This is a genomic window from Gordonia crocea (assembly GCF_009932435.1).
Lineage (GTDB): Bacteria > Actinomycetota > Actinomycetes > Mycobacteriales > Mycobacteriaceae > Gordonia > Gordonia crocea.
Window position 1 is genome coordinate 1 of sequence record NZ_BJOU01000001.1, and the last position, 17,045, is coordinate 17,045.

At 68.8% G+C, this 17,045-nt stretch carries 16 protein-coding genes; 8 read left to right on the forward strand and 8 right to left on the reverse strand.

All coding sequences use genetic code 11. From position 1 onward, the window contains the following. The 3 genes from nbrcactino_RS00005 to nbrcactino_RS00015 all read right to left on the reverse strand — a co-directional run. On the reverse strand, window positions 1–415 hold a 415-nt coding region (locus nbrcactino_RS00005), incomplete at its 3' end, for a hypothetical protein (protein ID WP_371864442.1). A gap of 4 nt (window positions 416–419) precedes the next feature. Then, window positions 420–2,486: an AAA family ATPase gene (locus nbrcactino_RS00010; RefSeq protein WP_161925501.1), complete on the reverse strand. Its 2,067-nt coding sequence runs from the start codon at window positions 2,484–2,486 to the stop codon at window positions 420–422. Window positions 2,487–2,491: 5 nt separating this feature from the next. Then, window positions 2,492–2,929, reverse strand: a complete 438-nt coding sequence (locus tag nbrcactino_RS00015) for a T3SS (YopN, CesT) and YbjN peptide-binding chaperone 1 (protein ID WP_007320665.1) — start codon at window positions 2,927–2,929, stop codon at window positions 2,492–2,494. A 187-nt stretch (window positions 2,930–3,116) separates the two neighbouring features. Between nbrcactino_RS00015 and nbrcactino_RS00020 the strand changes: the two genes are divergently transcribed. Both nbrcactino_RS00020 and nbrcactino_RS00025 read left to right on the forward strand, forming a co-directional pair. Continuing rightward, window positions 3,117–4,505, forward strand: a complete 1,389-nt coding sequence (locus nbrcactino_RS00020) for a phenylacetate--CoA ligase family protein (RefSeq protein ID WP_228460581.1) — start codon at window positions 3,117–3,119, stop codon at window positions 4,503–4,505. Beyond that, entirely contained in the window at window positions 4,505–5,524 is a 1,020-nt protein-coding gene (locus tag nbrcactino_RS00025; protein WP_161925502.1) for a ThiF family adenylyltransferase, read from the forward strand. The genes nbrcactino_RS00020 and nbrcactino_RS00025 overlap by 1 nt, the downstream gene beginning before the upstream one ends. On the opposite strand, the gene nbrcactino_RS00030 is transcribed toward nbrcactino_RS00025, so the two are convergent. Then, on the reverse strand, window positions 5,513–6,250 hold the full coding sequence (locus nbrcactino_RS00030) for an MSMEG_1198 family transcriptional regulator (protein WP_161925503.1): 738 nt from the start codon (window positions 6,248–6,250) through the stop codon (window positions 5,513–5,515). The genes nbrcactino_RS00025 and nbrcactino_RS00030 overlap by 12 nt on opposite strands. A gap of 180 nt (window positions 6,251–6,430) precedes the next feature. Between nbrcactino_RS00030 and nbrcactino_RS00035 the strand changes: the two genes are divergently transcribed. From nbrcactino_RS00035 to nbrcactino_RS00060, 6 genes are all read left to right on the forward strand, one after another. Next, a complete protein-coding gene (locus nbrcactino_RS00035; protein ID WP_161925504.1) occupies window positions 6,431–6,769 on the forward strand; it encodes a hypothetical protein in 339 nt (112 codons plus the stop codon). A 15-nt stretch (window positions 6,770–6,784) separates the two neighbouring features. Continuing rightward, window positions 6,785–7,036 carry a LuxR C-terminal-related transcriptional regulator gene (locus tag nbrcactino_RS00040; protein ID WP_228460790.1) on the forward strand — a complete coding sequence of 84 codons (252 nt, stop codon included), beginning with the start codon at window positions 6,785–6,787 and terminating at the stop codon, window positions 7,034–7,036. Window positions 7,037–7,227: 191 nt separating this feature from the next. Continuing rightward, window positions 7,228–8,541 (forward strand): hypothetical protein, encoded by a 1,314-nt coding sequence (locus nbrcactino_RS00045; RefSeq protein WP_161925506.1) that lies wholly within the window; start codon window positions 7,228–7,230, stop codon window positions 8,539–8,541. Beyond that, entirely contained in the window at window positions 8,538–9,869 is a 1,332-nt protein-coding gene (locus tag nbrcactino_RS00050) for a hypothetical protein (RefSeq protein ID WP_161925507.1), read from the forward strand. The genes nbrcactino_RS00045 and nbrcactino_RS00050 overlap by 4 nt, the downstream gene beginning before the upstream one ends. Before the next feature lie 5 nt (window positions 9,870–9,874). After that, entirely contained in the window at window positions 9,875–11,167 is a 1,293-nt protein-coding gene (locus nbrcactino_RS00055) for a hypothetical protein (protein ID WP_228460582.1), read from the forward strand. Beyond that, window positions 11,167–12,654, forward strand: coding sequence for a hypothetical protein (locus nbrcactino_RS00060; RefSeq protein WP_161925509.1), 1,488 nt, complete (start codon window positions 11,167–11,169; stop codon window positions 12,652–12,654). Before nbrcactino_RS00055 ends, nbrcactino_RS00060 begins: the two co-directional genes overlap by 1 nt. Before the next feature lie 28 nt (window positions 12,655–12,682). Here nbrcactino_RS00060 and yidC read toward each other — a convergent pair whose 3' ends face one another. Genes yidC through nbrcactino_RS00080 form a run of 4 tightly spaced genes read right to left on the reverse strand, consistent with a single transcriptional unit; the run spans window position 12,683 to window position 16,891 of the window. Continuing rightward, on the reverse strand, window positions 12,683–14,341 hold the full coding sequence (yidC, locus tag nbrcactino_RS00065) for a membrane protein insertase YidC (RefSeq protein WP_161925510.1): 1,659 nt from the start codon (window positions 14,339–14,341) through the stop codon (window positions 12,683–12,685). Next, window positions 14,338–14,910 (reverse strand): protein DA1, encoded by a 573-nt coding sequence (locus nbrcactino_RS00070; protein ID WP_040521459.1) that lies wholly within the window; start codon window positions 14,908–14,910, stop codon window positions 14,338–14,340. Before nbrcactino_RS00070 ends, yidC begins: the two co-directional genes overlap by 4 nt. Beyond that, window positions 14,907–15,815: a protein kinase family protein gene (locus nbrcactino_RS00075; RefSeq protein ID WP_161925511.1), complete on the reverse strand. Its 909-nt coding sequence runs from the start codon at window positions 15,813–15,815 to the stop codon at window positions 14,907–14,909. The genes nbrcactino_RS00070 and nbrcactino_RS00075 overlap by 4 nt, the downstream gene beginning before the upstream one ends. Before the next feature lie 29 nt (window positions 15,816–15,844). Continuing rightward, window positions 15,845–16,891: a protein phosphatase 2C domain-containing protein gene (locus nbrcactino_RS00080; protein ID WP_161925512.1), complete on the reverse strand. Its 1,047-nt coding sequence runs from the start codon at window positions 16,889–16,891 to the stop codon at window positions 15,845–15,847. Window positions 16,892–17,045 lie beyond the last annotated feature (154 nt).

A 17,045-nucleotide genomic window follows, 5' to 3' on the forward strand; every position in this document is an offset into this window, starting at 1 on the left:
CCGCCAGGATCCACCGGCGCGGGCGGCCGAGGACGTAGTCGCTGAGCCAACACACCACCGCGGCGGCGATGACGGCGATCGCCACGGTTTTGAGCAGCCCGAGAAACATTCCCGAGGTCAGCGTCGGCTCGTCGGGCAGCGACATCAGGAAACTGCCGAACACCACGATCAGATAGGGCACGCCGAGCCAGAGCTTGGCGATCGAACCGGCCGTCGCCTCGGTGCGCCGCCGGCGCTTGGCCGCGGCCCGGTCGACGGCCTCGCGCTCGCGCTGCGCTTGGCGGTCCCGCTCGTCGCGCTCGCGCTGTTCCCGCTCGCGGCGCTCCTGTTCCAGCTGGTCGTCGCGTGCTTGTGCCTCCGCCGCCCCGGCCAACGCCGACGCGGTGATCAGCTTGCTCAGTTCCTCGTCGTCCACCCGATCACGCCTCGCTGATCACGATATCGGAGTCGCGGACCTGCACCCGGACGGTGGACACCCCCTTTTCGGAGAACGTCACCAGATCCGAGAGCAACCGGCGTTCGATGTTGCGCTGCAGGTGCCGCGCCCCGTACGCCGGGTCGTAGCCCGTTGTCGCGAGCCAGTCGATGACCTCGTCGTCGACGCCGACGGTCCACCCGCGGCTGGCCAGCATGTCGATCGCCCGGTCCACCTCGTCCCGCGCGATCTCGGTGATCGCCGCCAACGAGAGCTCCTCGAACTGGGCGACTTCGTCGATCCGGTTGAGCAACTCCGGCGGCATCGTGTCCTTCAGCGCACCCAGGGCCAGTTCGCGGGACCGCTCCACCCCGGCTGCGGCGCCGAATCCCAACGGTTTCGAATTGGCTTCGCGCACACCGATATTGCTCGTCATCACGACCACGGCGTCACGGAAGTCCGCCGTCACCCCGCGGCTGTCGCTGAGCCGCCCGGCGTCGAAGACCTGGAGGAAGACGTTCCACACCACCGGGTGCGCCTTCTCGATCTCGTCGAGCAGCACGACGCACCGCGGCCGGTTGGCGACCTTGGTGGTGAGCCAGTCGTCCGGGCTGTCCGAACCGACGTATCCGGGCATCGGCCCGGTCAGGCGGCTGACCCCCCAGCTGTCGGAGTACTCCGACATGTCCAGGCGGATCAGCGCGTCCTCGCCGCCGTATTCGACCCGTGCGATTTCGCGGGCGAGTTCGGTCTTGCCGACACCGGTCGGCCCGACGAAGAGGAACACCCCGTTGGGGCGCTCGGGGCGCAGGTCCAGGTTCGACCGGGTCAGCGCCAGCCGTCGGGTGACCGCCTCGATCGCCGTGTCCTGTCCCTTGACCCGCGACTTCATCGCCGTCGACATCTCTTCGACCTTGCGGCGCAGCGCCGGCACCGAGCCGTCGCGGTGCAGGTCGACGATCGTCGCGGTGTCGCGTCCCTCGATAGCGGCCCTGGCCAGGGCGATGTCGAGTCGCCGGGCGGCCAGGCCCGGGTGGGCGAATTTCTCGGTCCGCGCCGGTGGCGCCGACACCGCCGACATCAACTCGTCGTCGGGTCGCACCTTTTCGTAGCGCGCGGCGATCTTGTCGACGGCCCGCTTGATCGCCGCCTCGCCGGCGTCGTCGGTCATCGTCGGCAGGGCGACGATGTGCCCGAAGTCGGTCACATAGGACTCGAACCGCCCGAGGCTCGCCTGTTCGAGGACGACGATGACCCTCGCCTTGGTGCTCTCGCTGGCCCCGCGCAGCGCGCGCAGCATCTCCACCATCGGCAGTTGGTCGCGCAGCATGGCGCGCTGGTCGAGGTCGTCGACGACGATGACCGAGTCGTCGGGTGCCTGGCGCAGCAACCGGTAGAGGTCCTCCGGACTGACTTCCTGGCCGCGGGGGACCCCGAACACGGTGAGTCCGACCCCGGCATCGGCCAGCACCGGGGGCAGCCCGTGGATAAAGCTGGTGCGGCCCGATCCGCGTTCACCGGTGACGATGATCGGCCCGGCGGATTCGGCCAACAGCAGCGCGGCAACCTCGCGGTGCTCGGCCTCGCGGCCCTGGATCCGCTCACCCGCCACCCGGGTGGCCAGACCGAGGATCTGTTCCCGGTCCTGCGCCGGTTTCTCGCTCTCCGGTATCGAGCCGTCCGCCGCAGTTGGCGTCGGGCCGCCCGCGGCAGCCGCTACCTCGCCGCCGTCCGCCGGCGTCGCCTCGGCGGGCCGGTTCTTCGTGAGCACGACCGGGTCGTCGGTCACCGGCGCCGCATCGACGAGTTCGCGCAGCTTCGCCAGGATCTCCGCACGCGATCCGCTCGACAGCAGTTCCCGCACATCGGATTCGTCACCGACGTAGACGGCATTGCCCAGCCGTTCCTCCACCGCAGCGATGCCGTCCTCGCCGAATGCTTCCCGAAACTCCACCGACCACCGGCGGTCCAGGACCGCGGCCAGGTGCAGGTATCCGGGTGCGTCGCCGCCCCAGCGCTTGACCTCGGAGCGGCTGGCTTCGACTAGTGACTCGACTTCACCACTGTCCATGCCGATCAGTCGTCTTCGTGGAATCGCGTCCCGCCGAACTGCGACTTCAGTTCGTCGTCGATCTTGTCGCCGATTTGGGCCAACAACCGCACGGCTTCCATCAGCTCCGGCTCGTCGAGGTAGTCGCCCTGCAGGCTGTGCTCGAGCGTAATCACAACCTTGCCCGGGTCCTCGTCGCTGGCGTTGAGCCCGATGGTGCCGAAAACCCAGTCGCTGGCATGAAAAGCGATGTACTCGTACAACTCCGGCGAGCGGGGGACGTCGAACAGCACGGGGACCTCGAACTTGACCAGGGTGTCCTTGTCGCCCCACTGGCGCACGCTGACGAATATCTGTGCCGACCCGTTGCGGATGGTGAACCCGTCTTTCGTCAGGCCGACGTTGTTCAGGTTCGAGACGAGGAACTCCTGCACCTTGCTCTTGACGGCGTCCACGTTGGCCATTGGTTCTCCTCAGCATTGGGGTGAAACGGGTGTCGATTGCCAATCTATCGGTGCCCGCCGACACTCGCGCCTGATGCACGGGATCTTCCCTCGAACGGGCTAATCGCCCCATTCGCCCACCGGAGACCCACCTCGAGCACCGGGCCGGGGAAACGGCCTGTCCTCCACGCCGATTGAAGGAGGCACCGTGAAACCAGGACTCGAACGAGCCGTCGACATCGCCAACCGGGCACTGCGCCACGTGCCCGCGTACCGGGACTTCACCGGTGGCCGGGGCCCGGTCACCGCCGCGGGGTTTGGTTCGCTGCCGCCGACCGGCAAGGTCGACTACTTGCAGCGCTACCGCGTCGCCGACCTGGTGTGGCACGGCGACCCGAGCACGGCCGGCACCTGGTCGGCCACCTCGGGGTCGACCGGCGCGCCGACCTACTTCCCCCGCGATGCCCTCGCCGGAGCCGATGCGGCCTCGGCGTACGACCGGATCTTCCGGGCTTTCGGCGCGCACCACCGCAGCACCCTGGTGGTGGTGTGCTTCGCGATGGGCTCCTGGATCGGCGGCACCTACACCTACCTGGCCGCCCTCGAGCTCAAGCGGCGCGGCCTCCGGATCTCGGTGGCGACGCCCGGGATCGACGCCGACGCGGCCGTCGACGTCCTCACCACACTCGGGCCGCACTACGACCAGGTCGTCCTGACCGGTTATCCGCCCTTCGTCAAGGACGTCCTCGACCAAGCGGCGCCCGAAGCGCTCGCCCAACAGATCCGCATCTTGCTGGCCGGCGAAGCGATCACCGAGCCGTGGCGCGACCATCTCCTGCGGCGCATCGGGGCGCCGGGCCAGACCGACCGCATCTGTCTCATCTACGGCACCGCCGAGGCCGGCGTCATGGGCCACGAGACCCCACTCACGACGGACATCCGGCGCGCCGCCGTCGCCGATCCGGCACTGGACCGCCTCCTGTTCGGCGAAGCGGGTTCGCGCACATCGACTTTCGTCGAGTTCGACCCGCAGGCACGCTTCACCGAATCCGTCGACGGGTTCCTCCTGTTCACCTGCGACTCCTCGGCGATGCCGTTGATCCGCTACCGCATCAACGACGTCGGCACCGTCGTCGACGGGCCCGCGCTCCGCGACCTCCTCCACGAGACGGGTCACCACGGCCTCGCCGCGCAGGTTCCCCCGTCGGGCGGATTCCTCACCCTCGCCGGGCGCCCCGACGTCGCCGAGACCTTCTACTCGCTCAACATCTATCCCGCGGATCTGCGCGAGACCTTCGACGACCCGCGCTTCGCCGACGACGTCACCGGGAAGTTCGTGGTCGAGGCCCGGCACGACGACCAGCACGACCAACAGCTGACGATCACCGCGGAACTCTCCACCGCGGCCGGCCTCGGCGACGCGATCGTCCATGCCCTGACCACCGCCTGCACCGAGGCGTTGAGCCGCAACAACCGCGAGTACCGCGCGCTGCGGGCCAGCATCGGCGATCGCGCCACTCCCCGGGTCAGGCTGTGCCCCAGGGGTTCCGGACCGTTCGCCCCCGCCACCAAACACCGCTACACCGGGAGGTCCTGATGATCGAGATCCTGCACCCCGTCGACGACCGCGCACGCATCGATCAGCTGGCGTCGACCCTGACCACCGTCGACGCCTGGGACGACGCCCTCGACGAGTTGGGCGCCCTCAACCGTTTCGACCATCAGGCGCCGCCGATTCCGCCGGACCTCGACGAGATCAGCCGCTATGTCCACTACCCGTGGCGCGGCGTGCTCGTCCGGCTGCCGGATTCGCCGACGTTCCTGCGGATGCGCACCGCCCGCAACCGGCTTCTGATCACCGACGACGAGCAGGCGGTCTGGTCGTCGTCGCTCATCGCCGTCGCCGGCCTCAGCGTCGGGGCCGCCCTGCTGCACACCTGCTCGATGACCGGGGCGCGCCGGTTCCACGTCGCCGACCCCGACGTCCTCGGCCTGACCAACCTCAACCGGTTGGCCGGATCGGTCTGCGACCTGGGTGTGTCCAAAGCCGTTCTCGCGCAGCGCCGCATACTCGAGACCGACCCCTACAGCGACGTCACCCCGTTCCCCGACGGATTCACCGCCGACGCGGCGTCGGGGTTTCTCGGGGCGCCCGAACCGGTCGGCGTCGTCCTCGAAGAAGTCGACGATCTGGCGGCCAAGGTCGAGATCCGACGCCGGGCGCGGGAACGCGGAATCCCCGTCGTGATGGTCACCGACGACGGCGACGGGGTGATCGTCGACGTCGAGCGCTACGACCTCGAACCGGACTACCCGTTGTTCCACGGGCGCGCCGACGGCATCGAGCGCCTGGGCGCCGACGAGCTGCGCGACCCGCAACGGCGGATCGCCCTGGTGACGGCGATCGTCGGCGACGACATCGGGGAACGGACCCGGGCCGCGCTGGGTCAGGTGGGCCGCACGATCCCCACGTGGCCGCAGTTGGGCACCGCGTCGACGCTGGCGGGCGCCGCGGGGGCCGCGGTGGCCCGGGCCGTCGTCTGCGGTGTGCCCGTCCCGTCCGGGCGGCGGTCGATCCGCCTCGATGACCTGTCGGCCGCGTCGTTAGGCGGGTAGCGGCGCCAGCACGTCCTCGTGGCCGTTACGCCGGCACCAGCTGACGATGTAGCGGGCATGCAGTCCGCACCAGCGGTACACCGCGGCCTGGGTGAGCGGCAGCCGGTCGTCGTGCTCGCGGCGGGCCAGCATGATCGGCCCCAGATAGTTGGGGGCCACTTTGCTGGCGGTGTTCGCCGAGACCTTTGCCGCCGTCGCCAGGGAGGCGTTGTCCACCGCCGCCCCCGAGGCGATCGCCCCGGCCAACCGCCCGGCTGTCGTCCCCCGCCGGCTGCTGAAGTGCTCGTAGAGCGACGGCCGATTGTCGAGTTGCCCGGTGTAGCGCACGCCCTGGCCGAAGGCCACCGCCCGCAGCGCCTCGATCAACGTCTGCAAACCGTCGGATTTGGACACCACACCGGCGATGTCGGTGCGCGCCACCGCCTCGGCGAGGAGGTCGGCCTCGATGGAGGTCCCCTGCCGGGCCAGCAGGACCGGGGCGGTCCGCTTGGTCCGGATCAGCATCTCGATCACGTCGAGCCCGTCGAAGGTCCACTCGTGCGCCGGGTGGTTGAACACCAGGTCCGCGGAAACCACGTCGAACCGGACGCGCGCGGCGATGGCGTCGGCGACGGCGTCGCGATCATGGGCCACCACGACGTGCGCCCCCGCGAACGCGGTCCGCAACGGCGCCGCCACGACGTCGCCCAATGGTGACGCGATGAGTATCCGCAAACCCGAATCCATGTACGCGATTATGCGCGAACCCCATATTCGATGCGCGATCGGGTATCGCGCTATCTCATTTGTGCGTCCCCGTTCACCCATTCGGATCAGAAATGCCGATAGCGGAAGTGTATGGGTCATCCAAACCAGTGAATCTAGGTACAGAACGCCGCACCCCTCCCCCGATCCACTGGAGTTTTCGTGACCGCCTCCCCCGTCGACACGCTGTCCGCCTTGAACCTGGGCCCCCGGTTTGACGCCGAAGTCGCCATCATCTGCGAGGGCGATCTGACCGACACCGTCCTCGATTCCTTCATCGAGGGCTCCGGCCTCAGCACCCGACTGGTCGACCTCGACCACGACGAGCGGCCCTACCCCACGGTCCGCGCCGTCGTGGTCCGCACCGCGGGCAAGGTGATGCGCGTGCAGTGGATCCGCGAATTCTCCGGCGCCACGATCATCGCGATCGGCGCCCACGACCCGCAGCACGGCGTGGTGGTCCTGCCCGACTCCCCGCACGGGGCGCGGCGCCTGCGTTAGATCCTGCTCGAGGACCTGCGCGACGAACCCACCCACGCCCCAGTCCACCTCAGCGACCGCGAGCGCGAGGTCATCGTGACCTACACGCTGGGGACCACCGTCCGCGACACCGCCCGTCAGCACTTCATCACCGAGAACACCGTGCGCTCCCACTTTCGCCGGGTGATGCGGCGCTACCGCGATGCCGGCCGACCGGTGACCAACAAGTCCCAACTCTTGATCCAACTGATCGCCGACGGCTGGGTCGCCCCCGACCAGCTCAAGTGACCCGCCGCCGGCTTCGCCCCCGCCTTTAGCCGGTCGGGCTGGTACCCGGCTCGGAGAACCCTGGCAGTCCCCTGCCAATGTGGGGAAACGGCTAGAAACCAGACGTCGACCGCGGCGCTCGACGGTCGGCTGCGAGACTGGATCGACGAGCAGCGCCGCAAGGCCGATCCACGACGGGAGGAGTGCGCCAGATGGAACGACTCGTGCCGCCCGTCGTCGACGCGGAACCGCCGCAGTCGGTGGTCGTCGAGATCCCGAACGAGGGAATCGGGCGCAACGCCCTCCTGCGCGCCTACAAGGACGCGATGGTGCGTCCGGTCCCCGACGGCAAGTCGCTCGACCACGCACTCAAGGCCTGGTCCGGGATCCTCGGGGCGGCGCCCTGGTTCCGCGCGGCCCAGCCGACCACGGCACTGGCGTTGCGCAGCCCGGTGGTGCGATCGGACGAACCGACCTTCCGCGAAGCCCTCGCAGCGGTGACGGCGTTCGTCGATCCACTGAGCCGCTATTCCGCCGGCTGGTGCGACAGCCTGAAACCGCTGCGGTGGAACACCTTCCAGCGCCCGCTGTCCGACGCGGTCCACGAGGCCCGACGCTACGGCGCCCGCCGCGTGCACGACGACATGGCGGCGCGGGAACGTGCGATGACTGACCAACCCGCGGTGCAGGAGTCCGAGGAATCCCTGCGCGCCTTTCTGCGCGACCCGAGCGTCCGCCACGCCCGCGACGAACAGATCGCCCTGAACGGCTTCGCGACCAAGATCGCCGAGCTGGTCGACCTCGGCGGTACCCGGACGATGCGGCTCACCGACGAGGAACGCGACCTGCTCATCGAGTGGGAGGAGCGCCTCGTCGACGACTTCGACGCCGCACCCACCCGCGTCCCCACCGAGGAGGAGCTCGACCGGTACCACCGTGTCGCGGTCGCCTTCCTCGAACGCGCCTTCGCCGAGGCCGATATCGACGGTTTCACCCACGACGACGTCAACGAGGCCTTCCGCCGCCTGGTGGTCTCCGCCGTCAACCGGCAGATCATCGACCGCCCGCTCGACGGACTCGAACGCGCCATCCGCCCGCGGATCCGGGCAGTGGCCGCCGACGACGCCCGGAAACGGCACCGGCAGCGCGAGACCGCGTTCATCGCGGGCGACGACCCCACCGCCGGCGGTGCGCACGACCGGTTCGACGCCCTGCCGGAGGGGGCCGAACGCGCCGCCGACATCGTCGCCATCGCCGCGGCCCTCATCGAACGCGATCCGGCCCTCCTCCTCGACGGGCGGCCGTGTTGGGAGGCGCACACCGCGCACACCCTGCTCACCCAACCCCACCTCGCTGCCGACTCGCCCCAACGGTTCGTCCTGGACGCGTGGTCGTCGGGCGTGCCTCCTCACGCGCGATCGGCCTCCGCGCCGGCCGCCGCGATGGACGTGCTGCTGATCATGCGCACCGCAGTCGCCCGCGCCACCCTTGAGGCCGACGGCATCGACGAGGGGCAACGCGCATGAGTGGCATCGTTCATCACCACGCCGACGGCAGCATCTCCGTGCGAGCCGATACCGGGATCGCCGTCGTGCCGGTCACCGTCGGCGACGATGCGGTTCGGGTCACGGTCGACGCCGCCTTCCCCGACCGGGTCGTCGACCTCGCCGCGGCGTCGCCGGAGGCGCTACGCACCCGGGCCGCGCGGTTCCGCGACGGGGATTCGGTCCGCCGGATTGCCGCGGCCGCCGACGGCGAGGTCGTCGACGCGCCGGTGCTGGCCGATGCCTGGGCCCGGATCGCGACGGTCGCCGCGGTCGACGCCGTTCACCTCGGCCCCCTCGACGACGCGGTCGTGCACCTCGACACCGCCCACGCCCGGGCGTTGGCCGGGGATCCCGATGCCGACCGGTACTACGCCTTCGGCGCCGCCGTCGTCGACCGCCTCGTCGACGAACTGCGTGCGGCGCGGGCCCACGGTCCGGTCGTCGCGCGCACCGCCGAAGCCGTCGAAGCCGCCTCGGCGGCGGTCTTCCGGCCGGGCCGCCGCGCGGCACTGCTGCGCGCACTGGCCGATGCCGACGACGTCACCGATCGGGCCTGGCGGTCGTTGTCCGCCGATGTGGCCGATCCGTCGCCGACGCTGGCCCTGTCGTTGAACCGGGCGGTCACCGTCGACGCCGGCCTCGCCGACCTTGCGCCGCTGCGACCGCGGCTCCTGCGTTTTGACGGCCCCGACGAGCCCGAGATCTCGGTGCGCCACCTCGGCGACGGCACCGTCGTCCTCGCGGCGGCACTGCGCAACGGCGTCGACGAAACGACCGAGCAGGCGGCCGGGATCTTCGCGGTGGTGGCGGACGCGCGCAGCGGCGAACCGGTGGCCCATGCGCCGGCCGTGCTGGCGGACGGACAGATCCGTGCCCGGGTCGCACTCAACGGCGCCGACCCTCACTCGATCCGATGCGCGTTCCTCGATTCGACGGCCAACCTGGACGCGCTGCGGTTGGATCCGACGGGCATCGCGCTGACCCGCATCGACCGCTACTGCCGCTATGCCTGGAGCCAGCACCGCCTCGCCGGCGCCCTGCGCGCCGCACTCGGCGCGGGAAACACCGCCGCCGAGATCGACCGGGCCCAGGCAGCCGCCGACACGGCACTGTCGATCGCCGTCGATGCCGCCGACACCGCACTCGGACTGGTCCGGCAGTTGCGTCGCAAACGGCGCGACACCACCGATCTGGCCCACCGCGCGGCGGCGTTGAACCGTTTCCGCGACGTGTGTGCTGCCCCGCCCGCCGTGGCCGGTCCCACCGGACCGACGCTGGCCGAGCTGTGCTCGGTCGCCCTGGGGTGAGTGCCGTGGGCGACTCGGTCCTGCTCGTCCGCGCCGTCGACGCCGGCCCGACCTACGTGTCCTACCGGTGGCTCGACGACCCGTCCAATCCGACGGTCCACTCGATCGACCGGCAGCTGCTCACCGAACTCGGGGCCCGGCTGGACGCCGCCCTCGTCGATCCGCGCGCCATCGACGACCCGGTCCACCAGGTACAGCGGGCGCTGCTGGGACCGCTGTCGCGGGCCGACGCCGAGCACGATCTGAGCCGCGCGGTCACCGCCGCCGTCCTGCCGGGCCAGCTCACCGCCGAGATCGATCGACGGGCCCGGCGCGGGACGGTCCGCATCCGGGTCACCCCGAGCCCGTCGCTGGCCCGCGTCCCGTTCGGCCTCTTGGTCGTCGGGGAGGATCGGCGGCTCTTGGAGGTCGCCGAAATCTGCTACGAGCCGCCCGCCGCGATCCACTCCGGACGGGGGCGCATGCCCGAGCCGTGGACCGACGAGGTCGCGGCCCGCCCGGTCTTGTCGGTGATCGACCCGAAACTTCCCCCGGGATCGGGGCTCTCGCGCATCCTCGGCCCGGTCGCCCGGTCCGCCAATGCCCGGCTGCTCGCCGACCGGGTCGCGGCCGGCCCGCACACCCCGTCGTCGGGGGTCGGGCGGATTGTCGGGCGCTGGGAGTTGAGCGACGACCTGCGCACCCGCCCGGGCCGCCTGTTCTACCTCGGCCACGTCTCCTCGACGCTGGCCATCCCCGGATCGGCGTCGGTCCACCTTTCCGACGACGCCGACACGTGGGGGCTGGCCCGCCCCCTCAACGAGGCCCATGTACCGCTGTCGGCGCTCGACCTGCTCGTCGGGACGTCCGCGCCCGAGTACGGCCCCGACGGGGACGGCCCACCCGCGCCCCACCGGCCCGGGCACGAACTGTGGCCGATGCCGCCGCGCGTCGCGTTGATCGCGTGCGAGGGCGGTGCCGACTACCGCAGCTTGGAGACGTTCGGCCTGGTGATGGCCATCTTCAGCGCTGGCGCCGAGGTGGTGACCACGACCCAGTGGGCCTTGCCGTCCGACGAGGCGTTCCGCCGGTTGGCCGGGGTGGACGCGGTGCCCGGCCCCACGACCGCGCTGGCCCTCGCCGTCGACGACACGCATCGGGCCGCCGATCCGGTCGCCGCGCTGGCCCGCTGGCAGCGCCAGCGGCTGCACGCCTGGCGGGCCGATCCGGGTCCGGCCAACTCCCCGCTGACCTGGGCGTCGGTGACCTGCCACGTGTGCCCGCCCCGCGCGGTCCACCCGACGCCGAGACTACCCTGATGGCCGTGCCCGACGCCCAGTTCATCGACCCGGAATTCGCCGCCTGGTCGCGCGAGTTCGAGCGGCGGTCCCTGCGCGTCCGGGATGCCCAGCAGGCCGATGAGCCCCGCGAGCTCGCCGCGGCCCAGGTCGCGCTCGCCGACCACCTCGCCGGCCACGCCGACCCCACGGTCGTCGTCGGCGTGCTCCGCGACGCCCGACGGGCCTACCGTCGATTCGACCCGCGCCAGGCGGCCCGGTGCCTCGTCGACATTGCGGCGCTCATGGCCGCCGACGGGGATCACGACTACGCCTACCGCGCCTACCGCCAGGCCGCCGGGGAGTTCACCGGCCCCGACGCTGCCGAACTGCGGGCCGACTGCCTGACCGATGCCGGTGCCATGGCGCTGGAATGCGGCGAGTTCGACGACGCCGAACGCGCCGTCCGCGACGCCATCCGGATCTATCACCGCCGCCACCACACGTTCGGAGCAGCCCAGGCACGGATCACGCTGGCCAACGTCTACCGACTCTCCGGGCGTCGGGCGTTGGCCGTGCAGGAGTTCGGGTCGCTGCTGTCGATCTTCGCCGACGGCTCGGTGGAGCACGCCCTGTGCGAGGCGTCGCTGGCCGAACTCCACGTCGACGACGGCGAGCCGTGGACGGCGCGGCCCCTGTACGAGCGGGCCGCGGCAACGCTGGGCGCCATGGGGGTGGTCGAGGAGGCGCTCGACGCCCAGCTCGGTTTGGCCTGGGTGCTCGTCGCGACCGGTGACGGCGAGCGCGGCGCCGAGCTGTTGGCGCAGGTGCGCCACGAGTTCGAGTCCATGGACCGGCCCGACAAGGTCGCGATCTGCGACTACGTCCGCGCCGCGCACCTGCTGACCAGCGGAGACTTCGCCGGCGCCGATGCGGCTTTCGACACCGCCGCGGCCGGCCTGATGGCCGCCGACATGCACCACCAACTCGCCAAACTGCAGTGGAACCGGGTCACCCGCCTGCTCCGCGAGGCCGATGCGGTCCCCGCCAACCAGGAGCGACTCGTCGCGGAAGCCGTCGACACCGCGGTGTCGGCGTTGATCGCCGCGGACTACGAGCGCTTCCAGTTCACCGATGCCCGACGTCGGGCCGCGTGGACGACGATGCTCGAGCACCGCACCACGACGACGTTCTGGCTGGTCGAGCAGCTCGGGTCGCCCGGCTTGCTCGCCGACCTCATCGAGACCCGGCTCAGCGCCGGCGTCTACGGCGCCGACATCCGCGACGACCACCTGCCGCACGTGGACGGGTCGACCTCGTCGCGGTCGCCGATTCCCGACGACGGGCTGGCCTTGACCCTCGGGGCCGCCGCCCTGCTGGCGACCGATGCACTGCCGCTGGGACCGCCCCCCGCGCTCGTCGACGACACCGGCCGGGTCCTCCTGGCCCATCAGCGCGCGATGGCCGCCGCCCTCGACCCGGAACTGGGCGACGTGCTGTCCTCGGTTCCACGCGTCTCGGCTTGGTGACGACCTTCTACCCGCAGCGTTGACCCCGTCAATAAAGCGACCCAATGGCGTCGACACCAGTCTCAATGCTGTGTCCGATGCCGTTCAAAGCATCCACCACGAGGGGTTCGAGTTGCTCTTTGACTGCGTCGGAGACCTGATCTTTCAAGTAGTCCACGGCCTCAGCCTTGACAATCACCACCAACGACTTGGTGATCGATGATTCCTTCGCGATCTGCGCGACAAAGCTGAGTAGACTGACGCCTTCTTTGTTGTACCCCGCAGCGATGAGTGCGGTGCCAATATCAGCGACCATCTTCGCTTGGGATTTGCGTTGGCTCCCTTCTAGGCCGGGGTCGGGCAGTGAGACCGAGATAATGTGTCCCAGCCACAGGTATTCACTCGGATTGGCAGACACTGCCGCAGTCGATATCGGCTTGGTTGCTCCCACCACCCCTTTGACCGACTTCTGGATGCGTGTGGCTTCGCGAGCCGCGTTACCCTTGGTCCCGAACTGCCGCTCACCCAACACTTTGATGAGGGCCGCGTAGACGACGGTGCGCTTCACGTTGGCATCCGTGCCGCCAGTCTTCGCGAGGTTGACGATATGGGGGCTGGCCTTCGCCATGGCCGACGCGAAGTGTCGCTCTTGGTCATGCACCCGAGCCGATTCGGCGGCGGCCGTGTAGGAGAGCACGGTGGCGACGGGCTCAGCGCTGCGCGCGAAGCCGTTCCCAGCAGCCATGTAGTGGTAGTACGCACTGCGGTGGAACGACTTCCTGGAATCCGCATCTCCCATTTCGCGATGTCGCACGGCTCGAGACCTGCCCGTGATAGACGCCGCCACCCGCGGTTCGGGGTCGAGTACGTCCCATGGCCCCGCCGAGCTGCGGACCGACTCATAGAGATACCTGCCCTGTGCGATGACCAGCAGGTTGTTGCTCACCCAGTAGCCGACGACCGCCAGCGGAAAGAACGGAGCCGAAACCAGGACTCCCAGCGGGAATACGTACAACGCCAGCACGTTCATCAGCCGTTCTTGTTCGGTGAAGGTAGCGACCCGACGGGAGGCCACATAGCGCGCATTCACATGCGAAGCGATGGCCCCGATTATTGCCAACAGTCCGATCACAACGATGATCCGAGCGCGGCTGGGTATTTCGCCATGGGCACCGAATACTTCAAGCATTGAATCCGGCGACCGCATCGCCACCGCCAAGGGAACTCCAGCGACCCGCGCCGCCATGAAGGAATCGACGTCGGTAGCACTGAAGACGTAGTTGGCTGCGTCCCCAACGGAATCACCGAAAGACTTGATGACATGAAAAAGGGCGATAAACACCGGAATTTGCAGAAATATTGGAACACATCCCATCAATGGGTTGAACTCCGCCTGACGCTGGAGCTTCTGCATCTCCTCGGACATTCTGGCCTGGTCCCCTCTGTACCGACGCCGAATATCCTGCATTTGCGGCTGAAGCTCCTTCATCCGCATAATCGTGCGCTTCATCCTGATTTGCATCGGAATGAACAGCAGGCGAACGGTGGCCACCAACCCGAAGACGGCAAGCATCCAGGACCAGCCGCTGTCTGGGCCGAATACGAGTCCGAATACTTTATGCCAGAACCACAACAATGCCGATACCGGATAGTAGAGAAAATCTAGGCTGGCGATTTCGTATCCCATCGCCGTCGTCATTTGGCTCATTGCGCCTTACCTTCTTTCAACCGGCACAGCAGGGCCGGCATCCCTTCATCGCGGAGAATTGTCATTGCTTCACGGAACCCCGCGCCATAGTTGTCGGACCGGTTGACGATTACGTTTCGGTGCCGCTCCGAGCCGGGGACAAAACGGTTCAGATAGAAGTAGGAGATCGCATTACAGAATCCTTCTTCCAACGAATCGCTCGCGTTGAAGCCCTCACCTCGCGCGTAGGCATGACCCAACTCGTGGACGAAGGTGGAGATCGCGTCGACGCGTGGCAAACCGCGACGGAGGACCACTTCGACGCGAGTGACTTTGCCGTTGATCGTCCAATGCGAACACCAACCGGTAACCAGGTGCCGACGCTCAGGCGACCTGTCTTCGCCCTCCGACATCCGAAAGCTCGGCTGGATGGAGAATTCCATCCCCAAACGTTGCAAGTCCCGTAACGCCTTCAGCCCAAGCCGGCCGGCTTCCTTCGCGCTGACCCGCTCGTCGGCACATCGCGGACAGTAGTGGAAGTTGAACTCGTGCACCGACGCCGGCCGATGGCAAAACGTGCAGAACGTCACCGCTTCGGCATGAGCGCCTGCAGGAGCATGCGCGTCGTCGGCCGGCCATCGGGAGCTGCGGTAACCATTCGCAACAGCAGGGTCGCGGCGTCGGCGGGGAATGCCTGCCGGATCCGGGGCGCAGCGTCATCGATCGAATAGGTCAGCGCCGCATCCTCGGTCTCATCGAACAGTCGGATGATGGCCAACCCCAGTTTGAAGATGTCGGTGCTACGGGTGCGCACCTGTCCCTGTGCAAGCAGCATCTCGGCCCGGAAGCCCCCAATCTTGGCCGCCTCTTCCTCGACCGCCATCGTCTCGGGCGTCCGCCACTGCCCCGCGTCACCCTGCGGGATCGGTGGCGCGGAGTCGGCGAGACGGAAGGAGTCGACGTCGAGGAACTTCACCCGGAAGCCGCCGGAAAACAACGCCGGATTGGTCAAGACGACGTTGTTGCCGCTGAGATCGCCGACCACCAGATCATTGTCGTGAATCAGGTGCAATGCATAGATCAACCGAATCGTCAGGCCCACGAGATCCGACCGCGACGGCACGGCCAAGCCGCGCTTGCGGATCTGGGTCGGTGCATCGCACAGCATCTTCAACGAGAACGGCAGCTGCTTCCCGCGCATCTCGAACCAGAACGGATCCTGGATCCGCCCCATCAAGATGCCGACCAGACGCCCGTCGTCGACGACGACGTCGCGCGGCCACACCGTCACACTCAACAAATCCTTGCGACGAGCCTCCGACAACCCATCGGGATAGTCGACGATGAGAGGCAGCCCGTTCGCCAACGCGGCCCCGTGGTCGGCCAGCAGTGATCGCTTGTACTCCTTGAAGACGACCTCGGTCCCGATCTTCGGATGCCGGTACGACGGCACGGAATAGAGGGTGGCCTGGTTGCCGGCATTGAGTCTGACCATCGAGCCGAGGCTCGACTTCTCCACCACCATCAGCAGGTCCACACAATCACAGCGGTACGGTCGTCGTCGCCGGAGGGATTCATCAGCGACGCGGCCTGGATCAGCCGGACTACGTCGACCGGGCCATGTCCCCACTCGTCGTGCAGATAGACCCCCGCGACACCGGCGCCGCCGGCAATCATCCCGCTGAAGCCATCCGTGACCAACATGAAAGCCTGACCGGGTTCGAGCTGCCCGGCGTTGATGACCGGCGGCCGACCCGGGTCGCGCGGCAGCGGCACCACGCCGAAATCGGCCGGCGCGTCCTTCTGGTCGGGCTGGCCGTCGCGAATCGTCGACCAGCCGAGTACCGGATCGAGCAGATACGACGTCCCGTCACCGGCCATCGACGCGTGCACATAGCGATACCGACCGTCGGCGTCGGGTGCGGTAGCCACGAGGGCGATGTCGAGTGTCGTCGAGAGCGCCAACGCCAACGTCTCCACGCTCGGCGCATCCTTACCGGGTGCCGGTGCTGGCACCGATCGGCGAGCAAAAGCCTCGACCGAGGCCCGCACCTCTTCGGCAACGGTCGCCCACTGCCCCGGCGTCGGCAGGTCACCGACGTCGTCGAGTAGCGCCCGGACCAACGTTGACGCGCGGATCACCGCGTGCTGCGCAGCAAGGTGCGACCACGGTGCCGCCGACACCCCGTCGGCCACGGCGATGATGACCCAGTCATCGGTGTGCCCGAGCGAATAGGCGTCTTGGCGCACCGCGAGCCGCGCCTTCGCATGGTGACCGATTCCGCGCAACGACACCGCTCCGACAGCCAGAGAGTCGTTGATCCAGCCCATATCGGCGGCGACGTCGGAACGATGCCCGCCACGGGCATGACCGACGGCGGTGGGGCGTGTCTGGTCCAAACCCTCGAGGTCGGGACCACTCGAAGCAATCGGGCGACCTGCATAGAAGCCGCCCTCCAGAGTGGCGAGGACGTGCTCCTCGGCCAACTCGCGCAGCACCCACTCCCGTTCCGCGACAGGAGGTTCCGGGGCGATCGCCGGGTACGGCCCGACATCATCGGGCGGTTTCACGACGGGCGGCACGTCGACGACACCCGCGTCAACCGGGGACAGTGGATCAATCCCACTTGCCGGTGGTGCCACAGGTGGTGGGACCGCCGGGTCACCGGTCGGATCGGCCTCGGCCGGACCCGTTTCAGCGCCTGGCGCCGGTGTCGGTTGCGCG

What these genes read in the sequence shown, in the direction of transcription:
- nbrcactino_RS00010 (WP_161925501.1), bottom strand. Translation starts at nt 2,486, where the DNA reads ATGGACAGTGGTGAAGTCGAGTCACTAGTCGAAGCCAGCCGCTCCGAG.
- nbrcactino_RS00015 (WP_007320665.1), bottom strand. Translation starts at nt 2,929, where the DNA reads ATGGCCAACGTGGACGCCGTCAAGAGCAAGGTGCAGGAGTTCCTCGTC.
- nbrcactino_RS00025 (WP_161925502.1), top strand. Translation starts at nt 4,505, where the DNA reads ATGATCGAGATCCTGCACCCCGTCGACGACCGCGCACGCATCGATCAG.
- nbrcactino_RS00030 (WP_161925503.1), bottom strand. Translation starts at nt 6,250, where the DNA reads ATGGATTCGGGTTTGCGGATACTCATCGCGTCACCATTGGGCGACGTC.
- nbrcactino_RS00045 (WP_161925506.1), top strand. Translation starts at nt 7,228, where the DNA reads ATGGAACGACTCGTGCCGCCCGTCGTCGACGCGGAACCGCCGCAGTCG.
- nbrcactino_RS00050 (WP_161925507.1), top strand. Translation starts at nt 8,538, where the DNA reads ATGAGTGGCATCGTTCATCACCACGCCGACGGCAGCATCTCCGTGCGA.
- nbrcactino_RS00060 (WP_161925509.1), top strand. Translation starts at nt 11,167, where the DNA reads ATGGCCGTGCCCGACGCCCAGTTCATCGACCCGGAATTCGCCGCCTGG.
- yidC (WP_161925510.1), bottom strand. Translation starts at nt 14,341, where the DNA reads ATGAGCCAAATGACGACGGCGATGGGATACGAAATCGCCAGCCTAGAT.
- nbrcactino_RS00075 (WP_161925511.1), bottom strand. Translation starts at nt 15,815, where the DNA reads ATGGTCAGACTCAATGCCGGCAACCAGGCCACCCTCTATTCCGTGCCG.